A 24,509-nucleotide genomic window follows, 5' to 3' on the forward strand; every position below is an offset into this window, starting at 1 on the left:
CCTCATTGTTCTTGGGTTGAATTGGCAATGAGAATAAAACCGGACAATCTCACGCGGCGATGATCATTCATCAGCCGTATGCGCGACCATCCTGTAGCTCATGTAGTTGGCCACTCAGTGCTTGTCGAATGCCGCCTCAAGCGCCTCATTGATAGTGCGCAACACCTTGATCCGAGCAAAACGCTTGTCATTGGCCTCAACCAGCGTCCAGGGTGCTATTTGCGTGCTGGTACGGTCGACCATATCGCCCACCGCATCGCGGTAGAGCGGCCACTTGTCGCGGTTGCGCCAGTCTTCTTCGGTGATCTTGAAACGTTTAAAGGGGATCTGTTCGCGGGCCTTGAAGCGTTCCAGCTGGGTTTGCTGATCAATCGACAGCCAAAACTTCACCAGCACCACGCCGGCTTCACTGAGCTGTTCTTCGAAGTCATTGATTTCGCCATAGGCACGCAACCAGTCGCCTGGTGCGCAAAAACCTTCTACCCGCTCCACCAGCACCCGGCCATACCAGGAACGGTCAAATACGGTGAACTTACCTCGGGCTGGAACATGCCGCCAAAAGCGCCATAAATAGGGCTGTGCGCGCTCCTCTTCGGTCGGCGCGGCGACAGGTACGATGCGGTACTGACGCGGGTCGAGCGCACCAATTACTCGGCGAATCGCCCCGCCCTTGCCCGCTGCATCATTCCCTTCAAACACAGCCACAAGAGAATGGCGTCGCATACGTTTGTCGCGCATCAGGCTGGAGAGCCGCGCCTGTTCAAACATCAGCTGTTCGGCGTAGAGGTCTTTTTCCAAGGCCTGGGCCATATCAAGGCTGTCGAGCAGGCCACGCTCATCCAGACTGGATGTCAGCGGTGCCGCATGGGGGTGTGGCAGCGTTCGACTTTTCGCCTTCAGAGCCGCTTGCAAACCATCGAGAAGAATGCGCCCGACGGTCAGGCTGCGGTAATACTCATCCACGCCTTCCACCACATACCAGGGCGCGTAATCACGACTGGTGCGACGCAGTACGCGCTCACCGAATCGAACGAACTTGTCGTAGGTCTTTGACTGTTGCCAGTCCAACGGGCTGATCCGCCAACTGTGCAGCGGATCATCCTGCAACGACTTAAGACGCCCCTCCATCTGCGGCTTGGAGAGGTGGAACCAGAATTTAAAGATCAGCGTGCCCTCATCGCAGAGCATGCGTTCCAGCCCCAAGGTGGAGTCGATGGCCTGGTCGAGCACGGCATTCTTGATCCGTTTGTGCACCCGTGCCTGAAGCATCTGGCTGTACCAGTTACCGAAGAAGATGCCAATGCGTCCCTTGGGCGGCAATTGACGCCAGTAACGCCAGGCCGGTGGTCGCGCCAGCTCTTCATCCGTCTGCTGTTCAAAGGTATCGACCTGAATCAGGCGCGCATCCATCCACTCGTTAAGCAGTTTGACCGTCTCGCCTTTACCCGCCCCCTCGATGCCATTGATCAGGATAAGCACGGCAAAACGCCCTTGCTGCTGCAACTCATACTGCGCTTCCAGAAGCGCTTCACGCAGCGCGGGAGCTTCGGCTTCGAAGGTTTCTTTATCGATATTGCGGCCGATCTCGGCGGATTCAAACATGGCCAACTCCCTGACAATATCGTGTGAGCCTAGCGGATAGGCCGTGGCATTGGCCAAGCTATTGCGCTATTCGCTTAACGCCGGGTGATCAGCCCTTGTTTGGCTACGCGCGTCAGCTGGCGCACGGTTTCATCCAGCTGCTCGGTGGTTGGCGCCTGGATCACCGCCATATCGAAGTGATTACTGGCAAATCGCGCCAGAGATTCACCATCGTGGACAAAATTGATCAGAAAGGTCCGCGGGCCCGGCCAGCGCTTTGGCCAGCCGTCGAGATAACGCAGCAGCGTCGGCTGATGGCTGCCGCCCAGGAGGATTCTCGGATTGCGCAGGATCAGCCCGGAAGTAATCGGGGCCAGACGAATAAGCGGTTGGGGACAGTGCATCGATATGTCTCCGCCTCATTGAGTCCGCTGGGCAGCGGTGAGAGGCGACACCGAACCAGCGCTTTAGCGGAATTTCAAAGCCTCCGAAGAGTGCTTCTTAGGGCGCTGCAATCAGCAGGTAACCCGGCGCCCCGCAAGTAGCTGTTTAAATCGGCGCATGGGTCAGCATCCTAGAGAAGCCCGTACAGCGCTGTCAAGGCGCGCCACTGCAGGCTTAACTCACTACCCAAACCTTTGATTGGTGGCCCCACGACACGGCTCGTTCGCCTGGTGTTTTAAGGCTTGCATACGCGCGGCGGGGTGAGCATGTGGGGTCTACCGCAAGGCCCGCAACGTTTCACCCCGTAACAATCATTGGTTAATGCGCCTAACCAAGAACAAGCGTCGTTCGGGCGCAAGGCCCGTGGCAGAGCGCTACAGGCTGTTTTTCAAGGTACTGGCATGCTTTCTGCCCCTACCTTGGGGCTGATATATGCGCCACGGGATGGGCGTTTTGGCTGCATGGAATGCCTTTAACTGCCCGATCAACCCTAGCGAGAGCATCAATGAACAACAATAAAACTCTGCTCGCCCTCTGCATGGGGGCCGGTTTACTGGCCTCCAGCAACACTCATGCCTTCTGGTTCGGCTCCTCCGGTTATACCCAAACCAAATACCCTGTGGTTCTGGCTCACGGCATGCTCGGCTTCGACAGCATCCTTGGGGTGGACTACTGGTACGGCATCCCCGCAGCACTGCGTCGCGACGGGGCCAGCGTGTACATCACCGAAGTCAGCCAACTGAACACCTCGGAAGCCCGCGGCGAAGAATTGCTGGCCCAGGTGGAAGACATTGTTGCCATTAGCGGTAAGCCCAAGGTCAATCTGATCGGCCATAGTCATGGCGGCCCAACCATTCGTTATGTTGCCGCTGTCAGCCCCAACCTGATTGCCTCAGCAACCAGTGTTGGCGCGCCGCACAAAGGCTCCGCTGCCGCCGACTTTATCCGTCAGGTGCCACCAGGTTCGGCAGGTGAGATCTTGTTAGCCGGTATCGTTAACGGCCTCGGCACGCTTATCAACTTCCTGTCCGGCAGCTCCAGCACCAGCCCACAAAACGCCCTGGGCTCCCTCGAATCACTCAACAGCCAAGGCGCGGCGCGCTTCAATGCCAAGTTCCCGCAAGGTATCCCCACCACCGCCTGTGGTGAAGGGGCCTACAGCGTAGGTGGCGTGCGTTACTACTCCTGGAGCGGCACCAGCCCGGTGACTAACATCATCGACCCGAGTGACCTGCTCCTGGGCGCCACGGCGTTGACCTTTAAAGGTGAAGCCAACGACGGCCTGGTTGGTCGCTGCAGCTCGCGCATGGGCAAAGTGATACGTGACAACTATCGGATGAACCACCTCGACGAGGTCAACCAAACACTGGGGTTGACCAGTCTGTTCGAAACCGACCCGGTCACGGTTTACCGCCAACATGCTAACCGCCTGAAAAACGACGGCCTGTAACGGATTCGCCAAGGGCTTTCATACAGCCCTTGGCGCTTTCATGTGGTCCATCACGCCGCAACTGTTCACCCGAAGCTGCCTAACCCGAAGCAGCCTAAAGAGTGCCCGTGAAAAAACTTCTGTTGCTGTCCCCGCTGCTGTTCGCCGTATGCCTGGCTCTGGCGCTTTACCTGCAACCCATGGATATCCCCGCACAACTCGGCCTACATACGCCTCAACCTGCGCGGGTAAATACCGATACCCAACGAACCCCAGCCAACCCAAACAGCCCGCACAGTGCGGCTGAGCCACTTAAAACCCTACCCGCCTCATTCGCCGGAACCTCGGTGGACGGCGTCTTTCGCCTGGATGCCGATGGCAACCTGCTGATCAGCGAAGACATCCGACGCATCTTCGATTATTTCCTTGCCGCAGTGGGTGAAGAGCCACTGCGGACCAGTGTTGAGCGGCTACGCGCCTATATCACGGCGCAATTGCCGGCCACTGCACGGGAACAGGCCCTGGCCCTGCTCAACCAATACCTCGACTACAAGCGCGAACTGGTGCTGCTTGAACGCGACCTGCCGCAAATGGCCAACCTGGATGCCTTGCGCCAACGTGAAGCTGCCGTACGGGCGCTGCGCGCGCGCCTGTTTGATACGCAGACCCAGCAAGCGTTCTTCGCCCGCGAAGAAGCCTACAACCAGTTCACCCTACAGCGCCTGGCAATACTGCATGACAACCAGCTGGACGACGCGGGCAAAGCCTCTGCCGTCGACCAACTGCGCAACAGCCTGCCCGCCGAGATGCAAGACACGGTATTACCGCAACTGCAGAATGAACTACGCCAGCAGACCGCGCAGTTACAGGCCGCCGGCGCCAAGCCCGAGCAGATTCGCCAGCTGCGCCAGCAACTGGTCGGCGCCCAAGCCACTCAGCGGCTCGAAGTACTCGACCAGCAGCGCTTGACCTGGAAGAAACGTATCGCGCGCTACAGCAGTGATAAAGCCGCCATCGAGAACAACCCCGGCATGAGTGCCGGCGACAAGCGCGCAGCCATTGCTCAGCTGGCGGCGGAAAACTTCGATGAGCGCGAACAACTGCGTTTAGAGGCCGCCGAACAGTTGGCAGCGCAAAACAAACCACAACCCTGAAATGCAAAAAGCCCACTCGAGGTGGGCTTTTTGCAGGCTGCTGCCGAATCGTTTAACGCTTAACCGGCGATGCGCTTATCCAGCGACAACTTACCAGCACCTTCAATCATGATCGCAACACTGATCGCCAAGAGCGCCAGGGCGAACTCATAACCGTTGTTGCTCATAAAGAAGCCATTGGCCAGGTGCACAGTGGCAATCGCTACCACCATGGTCAGCGCCAAGACCGCAGCAGCTGGACGCGCCAGTAGACCGATAATCAGGGCCAACCCACCGAAGAACTCGGCGCTGCCCGCCATCAGAGCCAACAGGTAGCCTGGCGCCAAGCCAATGCTTTCCATCCACTGGCCAACCCCCTCCAAACCGTAACCGCCAAACCAGCCAAACAACTTCTGCGCGCCGTGGGCGGCGAAGGTGATACCGGCGATGATGCGCAATACGGTCAGGCCATAGCCTGCTTGAGTCGCAACAACAGATTTGATCAGAGCGTTCATGTGCAGCAGTCCTTGTAGTTGGGAGGTGATGGCGTGAAGATTAAACCAATTAACCAATATTTAAAGCCGATAAAATCGCTTTTAAGTATCGAAAATACTAATTAATTTACAGCCCCGCTCCGCGCTAACAGGTAACTTCAACGGACTGTTAAGGCTCCAGCAGATAGCGCTCGCGATCATAGGCAAGGTAGTACTTATTCACGCTATTGACATAGCTCACCACGCCCATGCCCATCTGCTCCATCGCCACCCGTTCGACCTGAAAGAACCATTGATTGGGGTTTAGGCCGCGTCTACGCGCCTCCGCACGCAGGCTTTGCACCCGTTGCGGCCCCATGTTGTAGCCGGCCAGGATAAAGGCCATGCGCTCGCGTTCGTTGAGCTGCGGGCTATTGAAGTAGTTGCGGCGAATCATTGCCAGGTACTTGGCGCTGGCCTGCACATTGTTGTCCAGTACGTTGACGTTACTAACACCGACGCTACGCGCAGCCGCCGGCGTGATCTGCATCAGCCCGGTGGCGCCACCAGCGCCTCGCGCAGCTGGATTGAGGGTCGATTCCTTGAAAGCCAATGCAGCCAGGGCCAGCCAGTCGAAATCATGCTGAGTGGCGTAACGTTGCAGTACCGGGCGCACTTTTTCCAAGCGCTGACGCTCGGTGCGGCCCAGCGGGTAATGCACTTTGTACAAGCGCCGGTAAACACGCTGGAACGCCGCATCTTGATCCGCCGGGTCACGGTAACCTTTGAGGAATCGATCAATGCTGGCGCCCAGCATTGGCGTGTCGCGACGCACATACCAACGCATGTCACCGTCGTTCGCCAATTGCAGGTGGCGGTCCAGCCGCAGCTTGGGCATCACCTTGGCCCAACGCTCGGCAATCGGTTGCTCAACCGCCGTTACGCTGAAGATACCGGCCTGGACCATTTCCAGCACATCCTCGACCGCCAGAGTCGGGTCAACCCATTCGATGATAATGGGTGAACGTTTGCTCGCGATCAGCCGCTGGTTAACGGCGCGTATTGCGTCCCCCGCCACACTGCCTGCAGGCAAGGCCAGGCTGCGCCCGGAGAGTTGCTCGAGGTTCTGGTAACGGCGGTTACCCTGTTTGGCGACGATAATCAGCGGCACATTGCTGCGAATGGCCGCACTGGCACTGAGTTTGCTGCCAGGCGGAATATTGAGAAGCTCTCCGGGGGCAACCAAATCGCCTTCACCCCGTTGCAGGGCGGCCAGCAGCTGGTCTTTGGCACGGGGAATGACTTTCAGCTTAAGCGTGCGGCCATCACGTGAGTTGCGGTTGAGGTATTGCTCGAAGGCGCGCATGCGCTGGTACTCGATGCCAATGCTCTGACCTTTGACCTCGCCAGAGCTGTTACGGCTCTGGTTAACCAGCACGCGCAACTCACCACTGCTGCGAATACTTGCCAGGTCACGGGCGGCCTTGGGCTGCTCTACTTCCAGCGGGCCAGCCACGCGCGCCACCGCTGTGCAGGACAGCAGCAATAGGCAGCAGGTGAACAGCACTCGCAACATCAAGGCTCCAGTGCAAAATTGACGGCCAGATCAATGCAGCTGCTCGTCTGAACAGGCTACGTGCAAGGCAACTGACCCCTCGCGCGGGGCGCGGAGGTTCGCACAGCCCGACCGCGGATACCAGCCAACAATCATACGCAACATCACGTACAGGCTTTAAGTAGCTGTATTTGTTGACTTTTAATCTATTCAAAAAGCTCTGCTATGCTGCCCAATCAATTCAGCAGGTAGCACCATGCAGCTCATCGACATCGGCGTCAATCTGACCCACCCAAGCTTTGCCGAACAACGCGAAGCACTCCTCGACCGCGCCTACGCGGCAGGCATCCAACAAATGCTGCTGACCGGCACCAGCCTCAATGAAAGCCAGCATGCCCTGCAGCTCTGTCAGCAGCTGGATGACAGCGCTGAGCGCTTGTTCAGCACCGCCGGCATTCATCCCCACGATGCCAGCAGCTGGAACAGTGACAGCTACGCAGAACTCAAGGCCCTGCTGGCCGCCCCCAGGGTGCGTGCAGTGGGCGAATGTGGGCTGGATTTCAACCGCGACTTTTCACCTAGGCCGCAACAGGAGCTCGTGCTAGAGCAACAGCTGGCCCTGGCGGTTGAGCTACAGCTGCCAGTATTCCTGCATGAGCGCGATGCTGATGAGCGCCTACTGGCCATCCTGCGCCATTACCGTGACCAACTACCGGCAGCCGTGGTGCATTGCTTCACGGGGGAAAAGCGCGCGCTGTTCAACTACCTGGACATGGACCTGCACATCGGCATCACCGGTTGGATCTGCGACGAACGCCGCGGCAGCCACTTGCACCCACTGGTCAAGGAAATCCCCAGAGGCCGGTTGATGCTAGAAAGTGATGCGCCGTTCCTGCTACCCCGCAGCCTGCGGCCGAAGCCTAAGAATGGTCGAAATGAGCCGGCCTTTCTCTTCGAGGTATTGCGTGAAGTGGCGCTGCACCGAGGTGAAACCGAGCAGGTACTGGCAGCCCATACCAGCGCTGCGGCTCAGGCCTTCTTCAACCTGCCTGCATTCAAGGGCGCTGCCAGCTAGCGTCCAAAAGCACGGAGCCGGCAGGCTTGTTGATAAGGATCAATAGATCCACTGTGAGGCCGGGCGATACTACTGGCACTTTGCCAAGCCTTCACCTCACACAGAGACACCAGCATGGGCCATTGGATCAGCGACCTTTCCCTGAAGTACAAATTCTGGGCCGTAAATGCCGTAGCCTTCTTTACCACGCTGCTACTGGTGCTCTATGCGCTGCATCTGGAGCAGCAGGTGCATCACGCCGCCGCCAAGCAAGCCGCGCAGCAGCAGGCACGGTTATTAAGCCAATGGTCGCCGGAGCAGGCCTTGCCGAAAGCCAACAATCTGCTGAGCTTTGCCAGCGGGCAGACGCCACGCTTGTCGGATAATCAGGGCAGTGCCCTGGCCAACGCACGCGGCTGGGTCGATTTTAATGGCAGCGCGGGGCTGATCGGTGCCGAAGTCATCGTCCGCAAAGACGGCCAACGCCTGGCCATCACCGCTTCGGCGCCGAGTCTGCTCGAGGTGTTTTTCGACCATGCACCGCGTTATGCCTTGGTCGTCGCGCTATTGATGTTGCTGTTGCTGGCGGCATCACAGTTGTTGATTCGCTTTCTGCTAAGCCACCTCAACACCCTCAAGGACGTGATGCTGCAGGTGGAAAAGAGCGGTGATCTCAGCGCCCGAGTGCCTCTGAACTGCAAAGATGAAGTGGGCCAGATGGCCAGCGCCTTCAATGCCATGCAGGCCGGCTATCAACGGGTGGTCGGTATCGTCGCTCAGTCGGCGGCGCAGCTGGATGAAGGTGCCGAACGCCTGGCCGGCAATATGCGCGATGTGCGCCAGGGCATGCTCGAACAGCAGTGTGAAACCGAACAGGCGGCCACGGCCATCAACGAGATGTCCGCCACCGTGCACCATATTGCTGAGCACACGGCCGACACCCGCGACCAATCAAAGAACGCCGAGCACCTAGCGCGCAGCGGCCAGCAGGCGGTCAACCGCGTGAGCCTGTCGATCTCCGGGCTGTCCAGCGGCGTGCAACAAACCGCGCAGATGATCGAACAGCTAGCGGTCGACAGCCAGAAGATCGGCAGCGTGGTCAGTGAGATTCATGGCATCGCCGAACAGACTAACCTGCTCGCGCTCAATGCAGCGATTGAAGCCGCCCGCGCTGGCGAAATGGGCCGCGGTTTTGCCGTGGTGGCCGATGAAGTACGCAACCTGGCCAAGCGCGTACAAGACTCCACCGACGTTATTACCCAGATGATCAACACTCTGCAAAGCGGCACCCGCGATGCCGTAGACTTTATGCAGGACAGCTCGATCAAGGCCGATGAGTGCGTAAAGCAGGCCGGTGAAGCCGGTCAGGCGCTGGTGGCGATCACCGAATCCGTGGCGCATATGCGTGAAAGCAATACACAGATCGCTGTAGCGGCGCAGCAGCAGAGCCAGGTGGCCGAAGAGATGAGCCGCGCGGTGATCCGCATCCGCGATGTCACCGAACAGACCGTCGGCCAGACTGCTCAATCGGCCGTCACCAGTGCCGACCTGGCCAGTCTCGCAGGTGAGCTGAATAAGGCTATTCGCCAGCTCAAGCTATAAGAGCTGACGCAAGACGCTTAACCGAACACAGCAACTGTCTGCCGACTGATAGCCAGCAACTCACCGGTTGGCGACCATAACGCAGCCGCCACATGACCGTAGCCATCACGGGCATGTTCGATTTGCGCGCGGTATAGGCACCAGTCCTGGGTGCTCAACTCACTCATAGGCTGAACAAATTCAATGGTCCAGGTTAGTGAGCTACCGGGGGCCGGCGCGCTCAGGTGCGGTAATACCGCAGGCGGCCAGGCATCGACCAGTGCCAGCAGGTGAGCCTCATTGGCCGGTTCGGCATTGTCTTGATCACGCAGACGCACCCACCCCCCCATGTCGCGTGACGGATTATTGGTAAACGGCATACCGCCAAACGCCCATCGCATGGCCAGGTAACGGGTAAATTCGGGGGTTACATTGGGGATATACGGCAACTCCTGGCACTCTTCCACCGCCTTGGCTTGCGGCGCAGGATCGGCCTGTACCGAGATGCGTGACTCGCGCCCGGCACCGAAACTGCCCTGCACCAGGGTCACCACCTGGCCGTCCTGTATCGCCCGCCCCAGCACCTGGCTGACTGCTTTGCCTTCGCGCAGCACTTCCACTTCGAAACTTACCGGCACATCCGGCGCGGCAGGGCCGACAAAGGTAATTGCCAAAGAACGCGGCGGACGCCCGTTCGGCACTTGAGCACGCATGGCCTCGTACACCAGTGCCGCCACCAGGCCACCAAAACTGGCACGGCCCTGCCCCCATTGCGCAGGAATCAACACCGCCTGAGGATTATCGCGCACCGCCTGGAGTAATTCGGAAAAGCCCATAACCACCTCGAACACTGAATATGCCGGTGATCTTAGGGCAAAGGCGACGACGGATGACACGACATTTCGGCCAAACAAGCCGAAGGTATAACGACTTTTCAGCCAACTCAGCTGCTGGTGCGAACAAAACCTGCGCTCAATATCTGCAGGGCCCTGTCAGCCTGCTGCTCGGCATTCTGCATCGCTGCACGCCAAGCCGGCACGCACGACTGCAAATCCACCTCCGCTTCGGCGCGCTGCAACCATTGCCAATGGTCATGCCAATCCCCCAACGCTGACTGCGCCTGTTTCAGCTGCATGCGCATACGCCCAGACAAGTCAGCCAACTGCGGATAGGCTTCGGCGGCATAGCGCAGACGCTTGACCAGCAAGCGCAGGCGGTGTCGGTCATGGGCGGGGTCAAGCAGCGCCTGCGCCAAGCGCTTGCGGTCCTTGTGCAAACGCTGCCTGATCCGCTTGTGCAGGTCGCTTAGTTGCCCGTTGCTGGCAGCCTGGCGCCACTGCTGCGGCCAGTCATCCAGCGCGCTCAGCAGCTGTGCCAACGGCGCACTGTCCAACAGTTGAAGGTAGCCCTGCTGTAGCAGTGGTTGGCGTGATTGCGCGGCGCTATCAAGCCCTTGCTGCTGCAGATAGCCCAGCAGCACCTCAAGGTCGCGGAGCGGGCCGGTCAGGCGACCCAGCTCGGCTGCGCGCTGCTGCAAGGCCTCACAAACTGCGGTCGAAGACAACGGCCGCAGTAAGCTACGCAATTGACGCAAGGCTATACGTAGATCGTGCAGGGCCTCGTCGTCAGTGCTTACCCGCAGCCTTTCACAACAGGCAAACAAGCGCATTTGTATGCGCAGTACGTGCCGCGGCACCTCATCAATCAAGCCTTGCATCGCCTCACTCCGGTGAAATCGCTCCCCAGCTTATGCGCTTACTGATTAGCCACAAGTGGCCAATGGTCGCTATGGCTCTAAACGGGTAAACCGCCAAGGCAACGCCTGCCGCAGCGCTTTCAAATGCTGACGTAACTGCTGGGCCGAAAGCTCCTGCCCGGCATACCGCTGCGCCTCGAACGCGGCCGCAAAATCAGCAATCGCCTGTGCCTGCGCTGGCATCTGCTGGGCTGCCCGCACGGCATAGTCGCGCGGTCCTTCGCCGGGTTGGCGTGGCACACCATGGCGCGCCAGTAAACCCTCGAAACGCCGGAACAGCCGTTGCTGCATATCGCGCTCACGCTGCCAGGGTTTGAACAACCAGAGTGAAAGCAAGCCGAGCAGCAGCGCCCCGCCGCCCACCAGGCCGATCACCAGCGACTGGGCATCCACCCGGCCCAGCCAGCGCTGGAGAAATTCCAGCTGCTGCTGGCTCTGGTAGCCCAACACCCAGCGCTGCCAGCCGTAATTGATATTGTCCCAGGCCAGGCGCAACTCATTCAGCCAACTGAGGTTGCGATAGCGCAGCGGGGAAAAAGGCGAGTCTTCGAGAAAGCTCTGCTCACCGGCCAGAGCCGCCTCCAGGCCCATATCGATACGTTCGGGCGCAACCTGAAAGGTCGGATCGACGCTGAGCCAACCCTGCCCCGCTTGCCAGTACTCAACCCAGGCATGGGCATCAAACTGACGCACCTGCACATAGTTACCCGCCGGGTTGAACTCGCCGCCCTGATAACCGGCGACCACCCGTGCTGGAATACCCGCCGCGCGCAATACATAGGTCATGGCCCCTGCGTAATGCGCGCAGAAGCCGCTGCGGGTTTCAAAGAGGAAATCATCGATATTGTCCTCACCCAGCGTCGGGGGACGCAGGGTGTAGGCATAGGGCTCACGATTGAAGTGGCTAAGCAGCGCCTGCACCAGTTGTTCGGGCTGCGGATGCTCGCGTTTGAGCTGCTCGGCCCAGGCGCGGCTACGCGGCTCGCCTTGCTCCGGCAACTGCAACGCACGACGAAAGATTTTCGGAGGCAGTTGCGGCTCGCGCAGCGCCTGCGGCCAGGACGTCGCCTGATATATCAGTGAGCGATCCACCGGCTGCCGGCGCTGCAGACGGAAGTCGCTCATCTGTCGAGTCTGCTCCAGCGTGGTTTGCGCCACATCCAGGGCAAATAGCCAGCGCTGTGAGCTCGGCTGCATCACGATGCTGTAACTCAGCGCCTCACCCTGTTTCTGCCACTGCGCAGCGGGGCCAAACTCGGCGTGATCGGATTGCGACCAGCGCCGCCCATCGAAGCGATCCAGGGTCAGCGCACGCCAATACAACTCACTACGCGGTGGCGTATTTCCATTGAAGCTGGCACGAAACGCCAGGGCGGCGGAGCGGCTGAGTTCGGCAATATCCGCCGGCGCCATGCTGTCAGAAAGCCCCGTAGTGGCCTTGTCATTCGGCACCGGTAATGACCACAGCGGGCCCATGCGCGGGAAGAATACAAACAGCAGCAACATCACCGGCAGCGCCTGTAGCAGCAGCCCGCCAGCCAGGCGTGCGGTCGGCCAGGGCTGATTGGCCAGGCTGCTCTGCTGCAGGCCAATCAAGGCGGCGAGCAAGGCGGTGACCGGCAGCAGGCTGTAAAACGCCATCAGCATGCTGTCATCGAACAGGTAGGCGGTGACCACCACAAAGAAGCCGAGAAAGATCAGCACCAGCGCATCACGCCGCGTGCGCATTTCCAACAGTTTGAGGACAAAAGCCGAAATCAGCAGCACCACCCCGGCATCCAGACCGATCAAGCTGCCACGGGAAAGAAACACCCCAAGCGCCGCCGCCAGCATCAAACCGCCCTTGGCCCAGGCATTCGGGTAGCGTGCCCGCATGCGGAAAATCTGAATGCGCCAGGCCGCACTGCCCAGCCACAGGCCGATGATCCACAGCGGCAAATGCGTCAGATGGGGAATGATCACCAGCACCTGCGCCACCAGCAGCCAGGTCAGGCTGATCCGTGGGATCACTGCAATACGGCTCATGCGCCACGTCCGAATAGCGCCAGAGCGCGCAGGCAGGCATCGCGATGCAGTTCGCCGCTATCGGCGCCCAGCACCTGCCCCGGCAGACTCAGGGTAAAGGGTTGCTGACGTTCGGATAACTGCAGCACCCAATGGCAAAGCAGTGACAGGCGGGTTTCGACATCACCGGCCAAGGCCTCGAAATCCAGGTACAAATCACGCCCGGTGATCGAGGCAAAGTCCTTGACCAGCAAACCCTGGCCACGGGAATAGGCTTTCCAGTGCAGGCGACGCTTGGAATCACCGGGCTGATAAGTCTTCAGGCCCTGGTAATCGTCCACACCCTGGCCATGGGGCCGACTGCCCTCTTCCTCCTGATCCTTACTGGCACCGGCGGACAGCGGCAAATCACCGGGCAAGGGACGTGGGTAAACCAGCACCCGCTGGTCCAGATCGACCCAGCTCCAGGCCACCAGAATACCCAGCGGGAAACGGCTCTCGACGCGTAGGCGACCGGGCCGCAGCCAGCCACGGTGCAGCGTAGGCAGGTTCAACGGACATTCGCTCACACCTTCAGCCGGCACATCCAGCGTCTGCAATTCGGCCGGTGGCCAACCCAGGCTGACAGCCTGATGAGGCCGCTGACTGCTTTCCAGGCGCACGCGAAAACCAGCGGGTTCACCAACAAATACCGCCGGCGCACTGCCGGCCTTGAGGATCAACCCGGCCAGATTGCGGTAGGTGTGCAAAATGGCGACGACAAACACCGACGCCAACAGAAAGGTCAGCCCGTAGGCCAGGCTGTTCTGATAATTGATCGCCGCCAGCAGCATCAACAGCAACGCCAGCATAAAGGCCGCGCCGACCCGGCTGGGGATGATAAAGATCCGCCGCTGGTTCAGGCGCACGCTGCTGGCTGCCGGAATGCGCCGGGCCAGCCAGCGGTTCCAGCGCGGTCTGAGCTGGGCGATCAAAGCGCTGGCACCTCACGCAGCAGCCACTGCACCAGGCTGCCGGCGCCGTGCCCTGCCGGGTCGGCGCGTTCACGCAAGCGATGGCCAACCACAGAGGGCAGTACGGCCTGTACATCTTCCGGAATCACATAATCACGCCCTGCGAGGAAAGCCCAGGCCCGCGCCGCCGCCAGCAGCGCCAGACTGGCTCGTGGCGACAAGCCCCAGGCGAACTGCGGTTGGCTACGGGTAGCATCAACCAGGCGCAATACGTAGTCGATCAACGCATCACTGGCGCGCACTTTCGGTACTTCGGCCTGCAGCAGAGCCAGCTCCGCGTGATCGAGCAGCGCCGGCAGGGACGGCAATAAGGAACGCCGTGAGTCGCCTAACAGCAGCGCCTTTTCCGCCGCTTTACCGGGATAACCGAGTGACAAACGCATCAGAAAGCGATCCAGCTGCGACTCGGGCAAGGCGAAGGTACCGCCCTGGCTTACCGGGTTCTGCGTGGCAATCACAAAGAACGGCTCAGGCAATGGCCGGGTGGCGCCCTCGATGGTCACCTGCCCCTCTTCCATGGCTTCAAGAAGCGCACTCTGGCTTTTCGGGGTAGCGCGGTTGATCTCGTCGGCCAGCACCAATTCAGCAAAAATTGGCCCTGGGTGGAAGATGAACTGCCCGGTGTCTTTATCGAACACTGACGTGCCAAGAATATCGCCGGGCAACAAGTCGGAGGTGAACTGGATACGCTGAAAACTCAGGCCCAGCACCTTGGCTAACGTGTGGCTGAGGGTGGTTTTACCCATACCGGGCAAGTCTTCAATCAATAGATGGCCTTGGGCCAACAAGCAGGTCAGCGCCAGGCGCACCTGAGGCTCTTTACCCAGAAGTACTTGATTGACCGTCTGCAGCACAGCGTCCAGTTTGGCGCGCATAAATCACTCCTTTAGCGATTCATGATGCTACTGCGCTCAGCTGTGACGGCATAGCTGATGGAAACCTTTACTGACGAACTTGTGAACCATTCAATTGATCCAGGCCAACACCCAACATCTTTGTGGGGTTTAGGCTAAAGGCCCGAACAGCGCTGGAACACATCGAATGCAAGCGCCATCTGGCCATGACTGGCACGCCCTGCCAGCGCAACAAAGCCTGGAACAACTCAATAGCAGCGCCCAAGGCCTGGACAGTGCTGAGGCCACCCAGCGGCTCAGCGAGCACGGTCTCAACCTGCTGCCGCAACAACAGGCCAGCGGACCGCTGAAACGCTTTGCCCTGCAGTTTCACAACTTGCTGATCTACGTCCTGCTCGGCGCCTGCCTGCTCACCCTGCTGCTGGGCGAGTGGCTCGACAGTGCGGTGATCTTTGCCGTGGTGCTGATCAATGCCCTGGTTGGTTTTGTGCAAGAGGGCAAAGCCCAGCACGCCATGCTGGCGATTCAACAGATGCTCAGCCTGGAAAGCCGGGTGCGCCGCAACGGCCAGGTGCACAGCATTGCCGCCGAACAGCTGGTGCCCGGCGACTGGGTGCTGCTGGAGGCCGGCGACCGCGTGCCCGCCGACCTGCGCCTGCTGGAGACCCGCGATCTGCGCATTGATGAGGCCGCGCTGACCGGTGAGTCCCTGCCCGTGAATAAACACCCTGATGCAGTTGCGCCAGCAGCCAGTCTCGCCGACCGCCGCTGCATGGCCTACTCCGGCACCCTGGTGAATGCCGGTAGCGCCGCAGGCGTGGTGGTGGCCACGGCCAAGCAAACCGAACTGGGCAAAATCAGCCATATGCTGGAAAACGTGGTTAGCCTGCAAACCCCGCTGCTGGTTGACATGGCCAAGTTCGCCCGCCATCTAACCCTGGGTATTCTCGTGCTGGCGCTGCTGACCTTTGCCTTTGGCGTGCTTTTGCGTGGCTACAGCGCCGAGGACATGCTGCTGGCCGCGGTCAGCCTGGCGGTAGCGGCCATTCCCGAAGGCCTGCCGGCGGTGCTGACGATCATCCTCGCCCTCGGCGTGCAGCGCATGGCCAAGCGCCGGGCGATCATTCGCAATCTGCCAGCCGTGGAAAGCCTCGGCGCGGTGACGGTGATCTGCTCGGACAAAACCGGCACCCTGACGCGCAACGAGATGACCGTGCAGCAAGTGTTTACCGCCGCACACCATTACAGCGTCGATGGCGTCGGTTATACACCGCAAGGCAGCATTCACTGCGATGACGGCCAGCTGTGCCAACTGGACGCCGCCGATGACCTGCGCGAACTGGCCCGCGCCGGCCTGCTGGCCAATAACGCCAGCTTGCGCAGCGGCGAGAACGGCTGGTGCATCACCGGCGACCCCACCGAAGCCGCCCTGCTGACCCTGGCCGGCAAGGTCGGCCTGGAGCCGCAGCATGAGGCGCGCAACCTGCCGCAGGTCGATACCATCCCCTTCAGCTCCGAGCAGCGCTGCACCGCCAGCCTGCACCATGACCATGCCCGCCATGGCCTGATTTATATGATCGGCGCCCCTGAACGTGTACTCGAATCCTGTGACCGCCAATGGCGCGACGGCCATCCCGAACCGCTCGACCCACGTCACTGGCATCAGGCCCTGGACAGCGGCGCCAGCCAGGGGCTGCGCATGCTCGGCCTGGCCATTCGGCCGCTCGGCGAACCGCAGCAGAGCCTCGACTATCAGGACCTGGACGGCGATTACGTGTTGCTCGGCCTGGTCGGCATGCTCGACCCGCCTCGCGAGGAAGCCATTGCTGCCATCGCCGACTGCCACAACGCCGGCATTGCGGTGAAGATGATCACCGGCGACCATGCCGGCACCGCCAGCGCCATTGCCCAGCGACTCGGCCTGGGCGATGGCAAACCGCTGACTGGCGCCGATCTCGACAGCCTCAGCGACAGCCAGCTGGATCAGCTGCTACCCACCACCAGCGTATTCGCCCGCACCAGCCCGGCACACAAACTGCGCCTGGTTGAACGTCTGCAAGCCTGTGGCGCGCGGGTGGCGATGACCGGTGACGGCGTCAACGACGCGCCGGCCCTGAAACGTGCCGATATTGGCATCGCCATGGGCATCAAGGGCACTGAGGCCGCCAAGGAAGCGGCACAGATGGTTCTGGCCGACGACAACTTCGCCACCATCGCCCATGCGGTCGAGGAAGGCCGCACGGTCTATGACAACCTGAAGAAGACCATCCTGTTTATCCTGCCAACCAATGGCGGCGAAGCGATGATCCTGCTGGCCGCCATTGCCCTGGGGCTGACCTTGCCGATCACCCCGCTGCAGATTCTCTGGATCAATATGATCACCGCTGTGACCCTGGCCCTAGCCCTGGCGTTTGAGCCGGCAGAAGCCGACCTGATGCGCCGCCCGCCACGTGATCCCAAGGTCAATCTGCTCAGCCACCACCTGCTCTGGCGCGTGGGGTTTATTGCGGTGTTGATGACACTGGCTAGCCTGGGCCTGTTCCTCTACACGCAGATGCTCGGCTGGAGCCTTGAAAGCAGCCGCACCCTGGCGGTCAATGCGGTGGTTGCCTGCGAAATCGGCTACCTGTTCAGCAGCCGTCGCCTAGATGGGCTGGCGAACTTTGGCCTACGCGACAACCCGATGATCTGGAGCATGGTCGGCCTGTTACTCAGCCTGCAATTGCTGCTCACCTATTGGCCGGCCATGCAGCAGGTCTTCGCCACCGCCGCCCTGCCGGCATTCGCCTGGGGCTGGTGCCTGCTGGTAGCACTGGGGGTATGCGCCTGCGTTGAAGCGGAGAAGTGGCTGTTACGGCGACTAAAACGCAGCCAGGTGCCAAGCTAAACAGAGGTCGTTTTTGCATCGATTAGTGCGGCTAGACGTGGCTAGAGGCAGCCACGTGCTCAGCCGGGGCGGCGCATCTCGAAGGTATCGCGGGTGCGGCTATAGGCCATACCGCCTAGACGTCCGACCAGATCAAGCTTATGCGCATCAATGCGACCCTGGTCATTGAGCACCGCATCGTCGATATGCGCCAACAGCACTTCGGCGAATATCAGATGGCAATTGGGCTTATCTGCTGGGTAGGGCAGAATCTGCGCCACCCGGCATTCAAAGGCCACCGCCGCGCCGGCGACCCGAGGCGGCGCTACCCGCTGTGAGGGTAGGCTGGCGATGCCGCACTGCTCGAACTCGCTGATGCCGTAGGGCAATACGGCGGCGCTGGCATTCATCGCCTCGGCCTGGGCAAAGGACACCAGCTGAATCACCAAATCACCACTGGCTTGCACATTCAGCAGGGTATCTTTCAGACCACCATCGGCGCGGTGATTGACGTTGATCATCAGAGTCGGCGGATCATCGCTGATCACCTGAAAAAAACTGAATGGGGCCAGGTTGCTGACGCCTTCAGCCGACCGGCTGGAAACCCAAGCAATCGGCCGGGGCGTGATAGTCGACGCCAGCCAGCGGTAGCGTTCGAGCGGTTCGAGCGCACTGAAATCCAGTTGCATTAACGACCGGCTCGCGATTCACGAATATAAAACCGCGCCCGCTCGGACTTCGCCGTACAACCTTTGTAGGCTTCAAACTGTTGCTGGGTTTTCGCGGCAGTAAGCAACGACAGCGCCTTGGAATAGCTCACCGTACCGGCAAAGCCTTCGGCCTTGGCCAAGTCAAGTTCGCGCCAGGCGGAGTCCAACTGATTAGCACAGCTGTTGCGGTAAGCCGTTTTACCGGCGCAGCCACTGAGCACCAGCAACAGCATGGGCAATACGATCCACAGTTTCATCAGGCCACTCCCGAAATAAGCATAGGGTTGATTCAATTTGATCGACTTCCAGATAAGCCGCCCGAGTACTGGCGACACACCAACAGATCCTAAGACGCGTTCAACAGGCAAAAGTGCCTGACGCCCCCTTAACATCATCAACAGCCTGCTCACTTAACTGAGGCTCGGCCACAACAAGCACCGCAGTCTAGCAAATCGCGCCTTGGCGGCGCGCTGCACCGCGCGTATGTTCGCTGCATAAATCGTTACGGGGACACTAGAGATGAGTAAGCGCATTGCGCTGGTATTGGGTTCCGGTGGCGCGCGCGGGTATGCGCACATCGGCGTGATTGAAGAGTTGGAAGCACGCGGTTATGACATCGCCTGTATCGCCGGCTGCTCAATGGGCGCCGTGGTGGGCGGCATCTACGCCGCCGGCAAACTCAACGAATACCGCGACTGGACGCAGAGCCTGGATTATCTGGACGTGCTGCGCCTGCTTGATGTGAGTTTCCGCCTGGGTGCGATTCGCGGTGAAAAAGTGTTCGGCAAGATTCGCGAAATAGTTGGCGACATCGACATTGAGGACCTGCGCATCCCCTTCACCGCTGTCGCCACTGACCTTACCAACCAGCAGGAAATTTGGTTCCAGGAAGGTTGTCTACACCAGGCCATGCGTGCCTCAGCGGCGATTCCAAGTTTGTTTACCCCCGTGATTCAAGGCAAACGCATGCTGGTCGACGGCGGTTTGCTCAACCCACTGCCGATCGTGCCAGTGGTGTCCAGCCACTGTGATTTGATCGTCGCGGTCAACCTCAACTCGACTCATCAGCAGCACTACGAACTGCCGATTATCGAACGCGCCCCCGCGCTCAAGGGCCGCTTTGACCTGCTGATGAGTTCACTGGGTTCACGCTTACCCTCGTTCAAACGTAAACCCGGGGAAGACGACGAACTGCTGCTACTGGAAGACAACAGCAGCCCACTGCAACCCGAGGCCATCAATCCCTGGCAGCAGAACGCCCGCGGCAGCCTGGATAAACCCGCCGCGCCGAAATCCGCCAGCGGCTCGCGTGTGGCTGACCTCAGCGGCCCTGCGTCTTTGCTGGAACTGATCAACCAGAGTTTCGAGGTGATGCAAACCTCATTGGCGCAATACAAAATTGCCGGCTATCCACCGGACATCCTGATCAACGTGCCCAAGCGCGTGTGCCGTTTCTTCGAGTTCTATAAGGCGCCGGAGCTGATCATGCTCGGCCGACAGATTGCCAGCGACACCCTGGATAAATATGAGCGTGGCGACCGTTAACGCTTGCTCTATAAGCTCGCCTCGCCAGCAGGTTAGCCTCTAGGGTTGAACATATAGATAGAAGTAAGCCTAAAAAAAAGGCCAGATGCCCTGCTCTACAGGTCATCTGGCCGCCTTTAACGCGCGCTAAAACAGTTGCTCAGCGCTGTCGTTTTTACTGCAGGCTGCTCTCAGCCTCGGGGTCGTCCAGCAGTGTTCCATCGATCGGGGCGTCGTCGCCCATACCGGCCAAACCGCCGCCGCTGCTCATGGCTAAAGCAGCGAACTGTTCAACACTCATCTGCTTGCCGTTGAACGTCACTTGGTCATTGGCGTAGTGCAGGCTGGTGCTGATGTCTTCGCCCTGGACAATGGCCAATTCGCTGGCCACCGCCATACCACTGGCCATTTCGCTCATCATGGCTGCCTGCTGGGCAATCGCTTCCTTGTCGGTTTCACCGGCAATCGCCGCCTGAACGCCAACTACATCACCGATCATGGCTTTGGATACCAGCAGTTTCGCATCCAACTGTGCGATCAACTGCTTAGCCAGTTCAGGCGCTGGCAGGTCGAAGGACGCCGGTTTGTTCAGGTCCAAGCCAAAGCTGAAACTGCTCTCACCGTTGGCGGTTTTGAACGCGAGTTTTTCCAGGGCCATGCCCGGTTTGCCAGCCAGCAGTTTTTCCAGATCGGCTTTGAACTGCGCAGTCTGCTCGTCAGTCAGCTCCGGCATACCGCTCTCACTGTCGACCTTGCCACTTTGCAGCAAGGTGCCATACAGCTCGATCATCGATTGCAGTGCAACCGCATCAAGGTTCTTCACGGTCCAGAGCATTTCTGAAGAACCGATGTCGTTGCCCTGATAACTGATCATGCCGATGTCATAGCTGTAACGCGCTGACAATTGCTGGTTGGCTTCGCTGGTTTCATCACGCTGGACAAAATCCTTGAGCAGGATGGGCGCACTCTCACCAATCTGCAGCTCGATCTGTTGCAGACGCACCTCGTTCTGCCCCAGGTAGAAATCGCTGACGCCCTTGCGGGTGTTGCTGGTGAGGTTCATGCCTTTGAACTCAAGGCGCATGCGTTCATCGGTGGACAAAGTAGAGGTCACTGTGAGGCTATCCATAACCCCACTGGCGCTGATCTTCTCGACGTTGGCACTGCTGTCAAAGTCGATTTCCAAGCCTGTGAAATCGATGTGAGTCTGTTCATCCAACGCCACTTTCAGCGGCTGCAGACGTAAGTTGCCGCTCATCGAGCGGTCGTAGCCAAGGCTGACCTGGCCTTGCAGTGGGGCACCGTCCTGGCTGGCGGCAAACCACTTCTCCAGCTCCGGGCTGCGCTCCAGCACATAATTACTGGTGGCCATGACCGGCATCAGCTTGAGAGTCTGCAAGCGTGACAGCGGGAACGGTCCATGTTCAATGCGGTCAGTAACAAACCACTCGAAGTTGCTCGGCGACTCGCCATCCAGGCTGCCGGCAAACTGGATGCGGTAGCGTGCATGGCTGCTGAACAGCTGACGCTCCAGCGAAACTAACTCGATCGTGGCGCTCAGGCCTACAGCCGGAAGGGTTTTGGCCATGTCTTCATTGGCCTGTTTGATCGAGGTTTCCAGCACGTCTGGCAGTTGCTGACCGGTGTACCAGGCACCGGCGGTGCTCAATGCGCCGAGGGCGACAATAACGCCGAGGGCGCTGCCTACAATTTTCTTCATGGCTAAATCCTGCGAGTCCGTTAGGTAGTGTGGGGCTTCCCTGCTGCTGCCGCGAAGCGCAGCAAGGCTACCACCACGGCCGCAGGCGACCAAGACACCGCCAGGGAAATTGGCCGAGAATGCCAACCGATCCAATACCTGCTCTGCGCCGCCCCTCAGCTGTGTGGCTTATCCGCAGGGTCAGTGCTGCTGAGCACAATGTTGCCAGCGGGACTGCCAACCCAATCACTCACCAGGCTATAGGCCACCGCTAACAACGTTGGCCCGAGGAACAGCCCCATAAAGCCAAACGCCAGAATGCCGCCAAACACCCCGAGCAGCACCACAATCAGCGGCAGGTTGCCGCCACGGCTGATCAGGTACGGCTTGAGGATATTGTCGACACCACTGATCACCAAGAAACCCCAGATCAGCAAGAACACAGCCATGCCCACTTCACCCTGCCAGAACAACCAGGCCACGGCTGGGCCCCAGATCAGGGGCGGCACCATGATCAGACTAAAACCAAAGGTTAGAATCCCCAGCACCAACGCACCCGGCACACCGGCAATGGCGAAGCCAATCCAGGCCAGAATGGCCTGCGCCGCTGCCGTGCCAATAACCCCATTGACCACCCGTTGCACTGTGCCGGCAACCAACTCCAGGTAATGCTCGGCACGATCACCAATCAACCGCTGCAACAGGCTTTGCGCAAACGCCGCCAAACGCGAGCCGTCACGGTAGAAAAAGAACACCAGAATCAGGCTCAGGGCCAGCTCCAGCATGCCGCCACCAACCTGGGCACTGCGCGCCAGTAACCAGTTGCCAACCTGGCCCAGGTACGGCCGGACTGTGGCGAAAAACGCGGCGCCTTGCTGATCGATTGTCAGCCACAAGCCTACCAATCGCTCGCCCACCAAAGGGATGCCAGCAAGCCAGCTCGGCGCTGGCGGCAACCCTTCGACCTCAAACCCCTTGAGCAACGCAGTGAAATCTTTGATGTGGTCCGCCAGGTTGAAACCCAGCATCACTAAGGGCACGGCGACCACCACGGTCCAGGTCAGGGTTAGCAAACCTGCAGCCAACGCCTGACGCCCACCAAGCAGGCGAGTCAACACACGCATCACCGGCCAGCTGGCAAACGACAACACCGCCGCCCAAAACAACGCGGACCAAAAAGGTGCCAACACCCATAGGCTGGCGCCCAGCAAAACGAGCAGCAATATCTGCACCAGCAGCCGATCGTTATTGGCCATTACCTAGCTCCCTGCATAACGAAAAAGGCTCTGCCACAAGGGACAGAGCCGGAAGAATTCACACGATAAGAGTAACGCTACTGGCGTCTTAGCGCAGCACGTTGAGCTGCACGCCACTGACCTCATCCTCACCCAGTTCTAAGCGGCTGGCGCGTACGCGTTGCTCAACCAACGCCTCACGCCAGGCTTCAGCCTGCGCACCACTGATGCTGACGCGCAAGGTGCTGTCGAGCCTGAGGCTACGTGCCAACAGCTCTGCCCAGGCAGCGCTAGGTTCGACCTGCTTGGGCAGGCGCAATTCACCGGTGTTTTTCAACTGCCGCTGCAAGGTTGCAGGTGTTGGTAAAACCTCGCCCAGCGCCGCATTGGCCGCCAGTAACTCAGCATGCAGGTAGGCGCGTTTGTTGCCACGGGTGATGCTGTACAGCGCCACCAGGCTGTCCTGGCGTGGCGCTGCCAGACGCATCAACGCATAGGTCTGCTCGGCATCGGAGCCATACAAGGTGGCGTTATCGAATACCGCATTAGCCCACAGGCTACTTGAGCCGCATTCACGGCCCACGCACCAGTAAAGCAACTCGGCATCCTGAGCCTGCAGCGCTGCGCGGGCTTGTGCAAACACCTCATTAGCCGTGTGGGTACGTGGTAACTCGTAGGTCACAGCATTCAACTGGCCTTGGGCAGCCACTTCACGCTCGTAGCGCAAAGTGCCGCTAATGCGTCGAATCGATCCTTGCGGATAAGTTCGCTCCTGCTCGGCAACATTCTTGAAGCTGACAATCTTGCTCCCAGCAAAACGCGGTAGCACCTCAAGATCGCTGCTACCGGCCACATCTGCCCAGGCCACGGAGCAGCTCAACAACAGACTTAGCGCGAGGCCACAACGCTTAAAGCGGCTCATTTGATCAACATCGACTGAGCGGCCTTGACGATTTTTTCGCCGTCCTCTTCGCGCTGTGGCACCAACACGCCGCGCTGCACGGCTGGGCGTGCGGCCAGCTCATTCATCCAACGCTGGAGATGTTCGAGCCCCTCGACCGAGACACCGGCCCAGTCGTGAATGCGCACCCAAGGGTAGGTAGCAATGTCGGCGATGCTGTAGTCATCGGCCAGGTACTGCGCTTCGCCCAATCGCGTGTCGAGCACCTCATAAAGACGTCGAGTTTCGCGCTGGTAGCGATCGATAGGCCCCTGCAGCTTTTCCGGAAAATAACGGAAGAACACATTGGCCTGGCCCTGCATTGGCCCCACACCACCCATTTGAAACATCAGCCATTGGATCGCTCGCGAGCGCCCTTTGGCATCGCTGGGCAGCAATTGCCCGGTTTTCTCCGCCAGGTACAGAAGGATGGCACCCGATTCAAACACCGCAAAATCGTCATTGCCACGATCAACAATCGCCGGAATACGGCCATTGGGGTTGATCTTGAGAAAGGCCTCAGCCTTTTGTTCCTGCTTGTCGAAACTCAGTGCCTGCACGTTATAAGGCAGTTGCAGCTCTTCCAGTGCGATGGACACTTTATGGCCGTTGGGGGTGGCGGCGGTATACAGGTCGATCATGCGAATCTCCGTGGCTA

General features: G+C 59.7%; 21 protein-coding genes and 1 pseudogene. 7 read left to right on the forward strand and 15 right to left on the reverse strand.

Annotated elements, in window-relative coordinates:
• Positions 1-114 precede the first annotated feature (114 nt).
• Both pap and D8779_RS12305 read right to left on the reverse strand, forming a co-directional pair.
• Positions 115-1,602, reverse strand: a complete 1,488-nt coding sequence (gene pap, locus D8779_RS12300; RefSeq protein ID WP_136664770.1) for a polyphosphate:AMP phosphotransferase — start codon at positions 1,600-1,602, stop codon at positions 115-117.
• A gap of 74 nt (positions 1,603-1,676) precedes the next feature.
• Entirely contained in the window at positions 1,677-1,985 is a 309-nt protein-coding gene (locus tag D8779_RS12305; RefSeq protein ID WP_136664771.1) for a class I SAM-dependent methyltransferase, read from the reverse strand.
• Between the two features lie 545 nt (positions 1,986-2,530).
• Here D8779_RS12305 and D8779_RS12310 point away from each other — a divergent pair.
• Both D8779_RS12310 and D8779_RS12315 read left to right on the forward strand, forming a co-directional pair.
• A complete protein-coding gene (locus D8779_RS12310; RefSeq protein ID WP_136664772.1) occupies positions 2,531-3,475 on the forward strand; it encodes a triacylglycerol lipase in 945 nt (314 codons plus the stop codon).
• 107 nt (positions 3,476-3,582) lie between these two features.
• The gene (locus D8779_RS12315; RefSeq protein WP_136664773.1) at positions 3,583-4,608 is read left to right on the forward strand and encodes a lipase secretion chaperone; all 1,026 of its coding nucleotides are present in this window, start codon (positions 3,583-3,585) and stop codon (positions 4,606-4,608) included.
• Positions 4,609-4,667: 59 nt separating this feature from the next.
• On the opposite strand, the gene D8779_RS12320 is transcribed toward D8779_RS12315, so the two are convergent.
• Positions 4,668-5,102 (reverse strand): DoxX family protein, encoded by a 435-nt coding sequence (locus tag D8779_RS12320; protein ID WP_136664774.1) that lies wholly within the window; start codon positions 5,100-5,102, stop codon positions 4,668-4,670.
• A 148-nt stretch (positions 5,103-5,250) separates the two neighbouring features.
• The gene (locus D8779_RS12325; RefSeq protein ID WP_136664775.1) at positions 5,251-6,636 is read right to left on the reverse strand and encodes an MltF family protein; all 1,386 of its coding nucleotides are present in this window, start codon (positions 6,634-6,636) and stop codon (positions 5,251-5,253) included.
• A gap of 235 nt (positions 6,637-6,871) precedes the next feature.
• On the opposite strand from D8779_RS12325, the gene D8779_RS12330 reads away from it, so the two are divergent.
• The 3 genes and pseudogenes from D8779_RS12330 (at position 6,872) to D8779_RS21125 (ending at position 9,271) form a co-directional block, all read left to right on the forward strand.
• Complete coding sequence (locus D8779_RS12330) at positions 6,872-7,690, forward strand: TatD family hydrolase (protein WP_136664776.1); 819 nt, start codon at positions 6,872-6,874, stop codon at positions 7,688-7,690.
• Positions 7,691-8,239: 549 nt separating this feature from the next.
• Positions 8,240-8,401: pseudogene (locus tag D8779_RS21120) on the forward strand (HAMP domain-containing protein); the annotation flags it as partial.
• Positions 8,402-8,515: 114 nt separating this feature from the next.
• A complete protein-coding gene (locus tag D8779_RS21125; protein WP_420875608.1) occupies positions 8,516-9,271 on the forward strand; it encodes a methyl-accepting chemotaxis protein in 756 nt (251 codons plus the stop codon).
• Between the two features lie 17 nt (positions 9,272-9,288).
• Here the strand turns inward: D8779_RS21125 and D8779_RS12340 are convergent, their stop codons facing one another.
• The 5 genes from D8779_RS12340 to D8779_RS12360 form a co-directional block, all read right to left on the reverse strand.
• Positions 9,289-10,086 (reverse strand): acyl-CoA thioesterase, encoded by a 798-nt coding sequence (locus D8779_RS12340; protein WP_136664778.1) that lies wholly within the window; start codon positions 10,084-10,086, stop codon positions 9,289-9,291.
• Positions 10,087-10,193: 107 nt separating this feature from the next.
• Positions 10,194-10,967, reverse strand: a complete 774-nt coding sequence (locus D8779_RS12345; RefSeq protein WP_136664779.1) for a CHAD domain-containing protein — start codon at positions 10,965-10,967, stop codon at positions 10,194-10,196.
• Between the two features lie 69 nt (positions 10,968-11,036).
• On the reverse strand, positions 11,037-13,031 hold the full coding sequence (locus D8779_RS12350; protein ID WP_136664780.1) for a transglutaminase TgpA family protein: 1,995 nt from the start codon (positions 13,029-13,031) through the stop codon (positions 11,037-11,039).
• Positions 13,028-13,984: a DUF58 domain-containing protein gene (locus tag D8779_RS12355; RefSeq protein WP_136664781.1), complete on the reverse strand. Its 957-nt coding sequence runs from the start codon at positions 13,982-13,984 to the stop codon at positions 13,028-13,030. Before D8779_RS12355 ends, D8779_RS12350 begins: the two co-directional genes overlap by 4 nt.
• On the reverse strand, positions 13,981-14,898 hold the full coding sequence (locus D8779_RS12360; protein ID WP_136664782.1) for an AAA family ATPase: 918 nt from the start codon (positions 14,896-14,898) through the stop codon (positions 13,981-13,983). The genes D8779_RS12355 and D8779_RS12360 overlap by 4 nt, the downstream gene beginning before the upstream one ends.
• A gap of 166 nt (positions 14,899-15,064) precedes the next feature.
• Between D8779_RS12360 and D8779_RS12365 the strand changes: the two genes are divergently transcribed.
• Complete coding sequence (locus tag D8779_RS12365) at positions 15,065-17,764, forward strand: cation-transporting P-type ATPase (protein ID WP_136664783.1); 2,700 nt, start codon at positions 15,065-15,067, stop codon at positions 17,762-17,764.
• 59 nt (positions 17,765-17,823) lie between these two features.
• Here the strand turns inward: D8779_RS12365 and D8779_RS12370 are convergent, their stop codons facing one another.
• Together D8779_RS12370 and D8779_RS12375 are read right to left on the reverse strand one after the other, a co-directional pair.
• The gene (locus D8779_RS12370) at positions 17,824-18,432 is read right to left on the reverse strand and encodes a flavin reductase family protein (protein ID WP_136664784.1); all 609 of its coding nucleotides are present in this window, start codon (positions 18,430-18,432) and stop codon (positions 17,824-17,826) included.
• Positions 18,432-18,710 carry a hypothetical protein gene (locus D8779_RS12375; RefSeq protein WP_136664785.1) on the reverse strand — a complete coding sequence of 93 codons (279 nt, stop codon included), beginning with the start codon at positions 18,708-18,710 and terminating at the stop codon, positions 18,432-18,434. Before D8779_RS12375 ends, D8779_RS12370 begins: the two co-directional genes overlap by 1 nt.
• 262 nt (positions 18,711-18,972) lie before the next feature.
• On the opposite strand from D8779_RS12375, the gene D8779_RS12380 reads away from it, so the two are divergent.
• On the forward strand, positions 18,973-19,998 hold the full coding sequence (locus tag D8779_RS12380) for a patatin-like phospholipase family protein (RefSeq protein WP_136664786.1): 1,026 nt from the start codon (positions 18,973-18,975) through the stop codon (positions 19,996-19,998).
• Positions 19,999-20,152: 154 nt separating this feature from the next.
• Here D8779_RS12380 and D8779_RS12385 read toward each other — a convergent pair whose 3' ends face one another.
• The 4 genes from D8779_RS12385 to D8779_RS12400 all read right to left on the reverse strand — a co-directional run bounded on the left by D8779_RS12385 (position 20,153) and on the right by D8779_RS12400 (position 24,492).
• Positions 20,153-21,697 carry a YdgA family protein gene (locus D8779_RS12385; RefSeq protein ID WP_136664787.1) on the reverse strand — a complete coding sequence of 515 codons (1,545 nt, stop codon included), beginning with the start codon at positions 21,695-21,697 and terminating at the stop codon, positions 20,153-20,155.
• Positions 21,698-21,852: 155 nt separating this feature from the next.
• Positions 21,853-22,932 carry an AI-2E family transporter gene (locus tag D8779_RS12390; RefSeq protein WP_136664788.1) on the reverse strand — a complete coding sequence of 360 codons (1,080 nt, stop codon included), beginning with the start codon at positions 22,930-22,932 and terminating at the stop codon, positions 21,853-21,855.
• An 88-nt stretch (positions 22,933-23,020) separates the two neighbouring features.
• Positions 23,021-23,833, reverse strand: a complete 813-nt coding sequence (locus D8779_RS12395) for a DUF4892 domain-containing protein (protein ID WP_136664789.1) — start codon at positions 23,831-23,833, stop codon at positions 23,021-23,023.
• On the reverse strand, positions 23,830-24,492 hold the full coding sequence (locus D8779_RS12400) for a glutathione S-transferase family protein (protein WP_136664790.1): 663 nt from the start codon (positions 24,490-24,492) through the stop codon (positions 23,830-23,832). Before D8779_RS12400 ends, D8779_RS12395 begins: the two co-directional genes overlap by 4 nt.
• Between the last annotated feature and the right edge of the window lie 17 nt (positions 24,493-24,509).

This window comes from Pseudomonas leptonychotis, assembly GCF_004920405.1.
Taxonomy (GTDB): domain Bacteria; phylum Pseudomonadota; class Gammaproteobacteria; order Pseudomonadales; family Pseudomonadaceae; genus Aquipseudomonas; species Aquipseudomonas leptonychotis.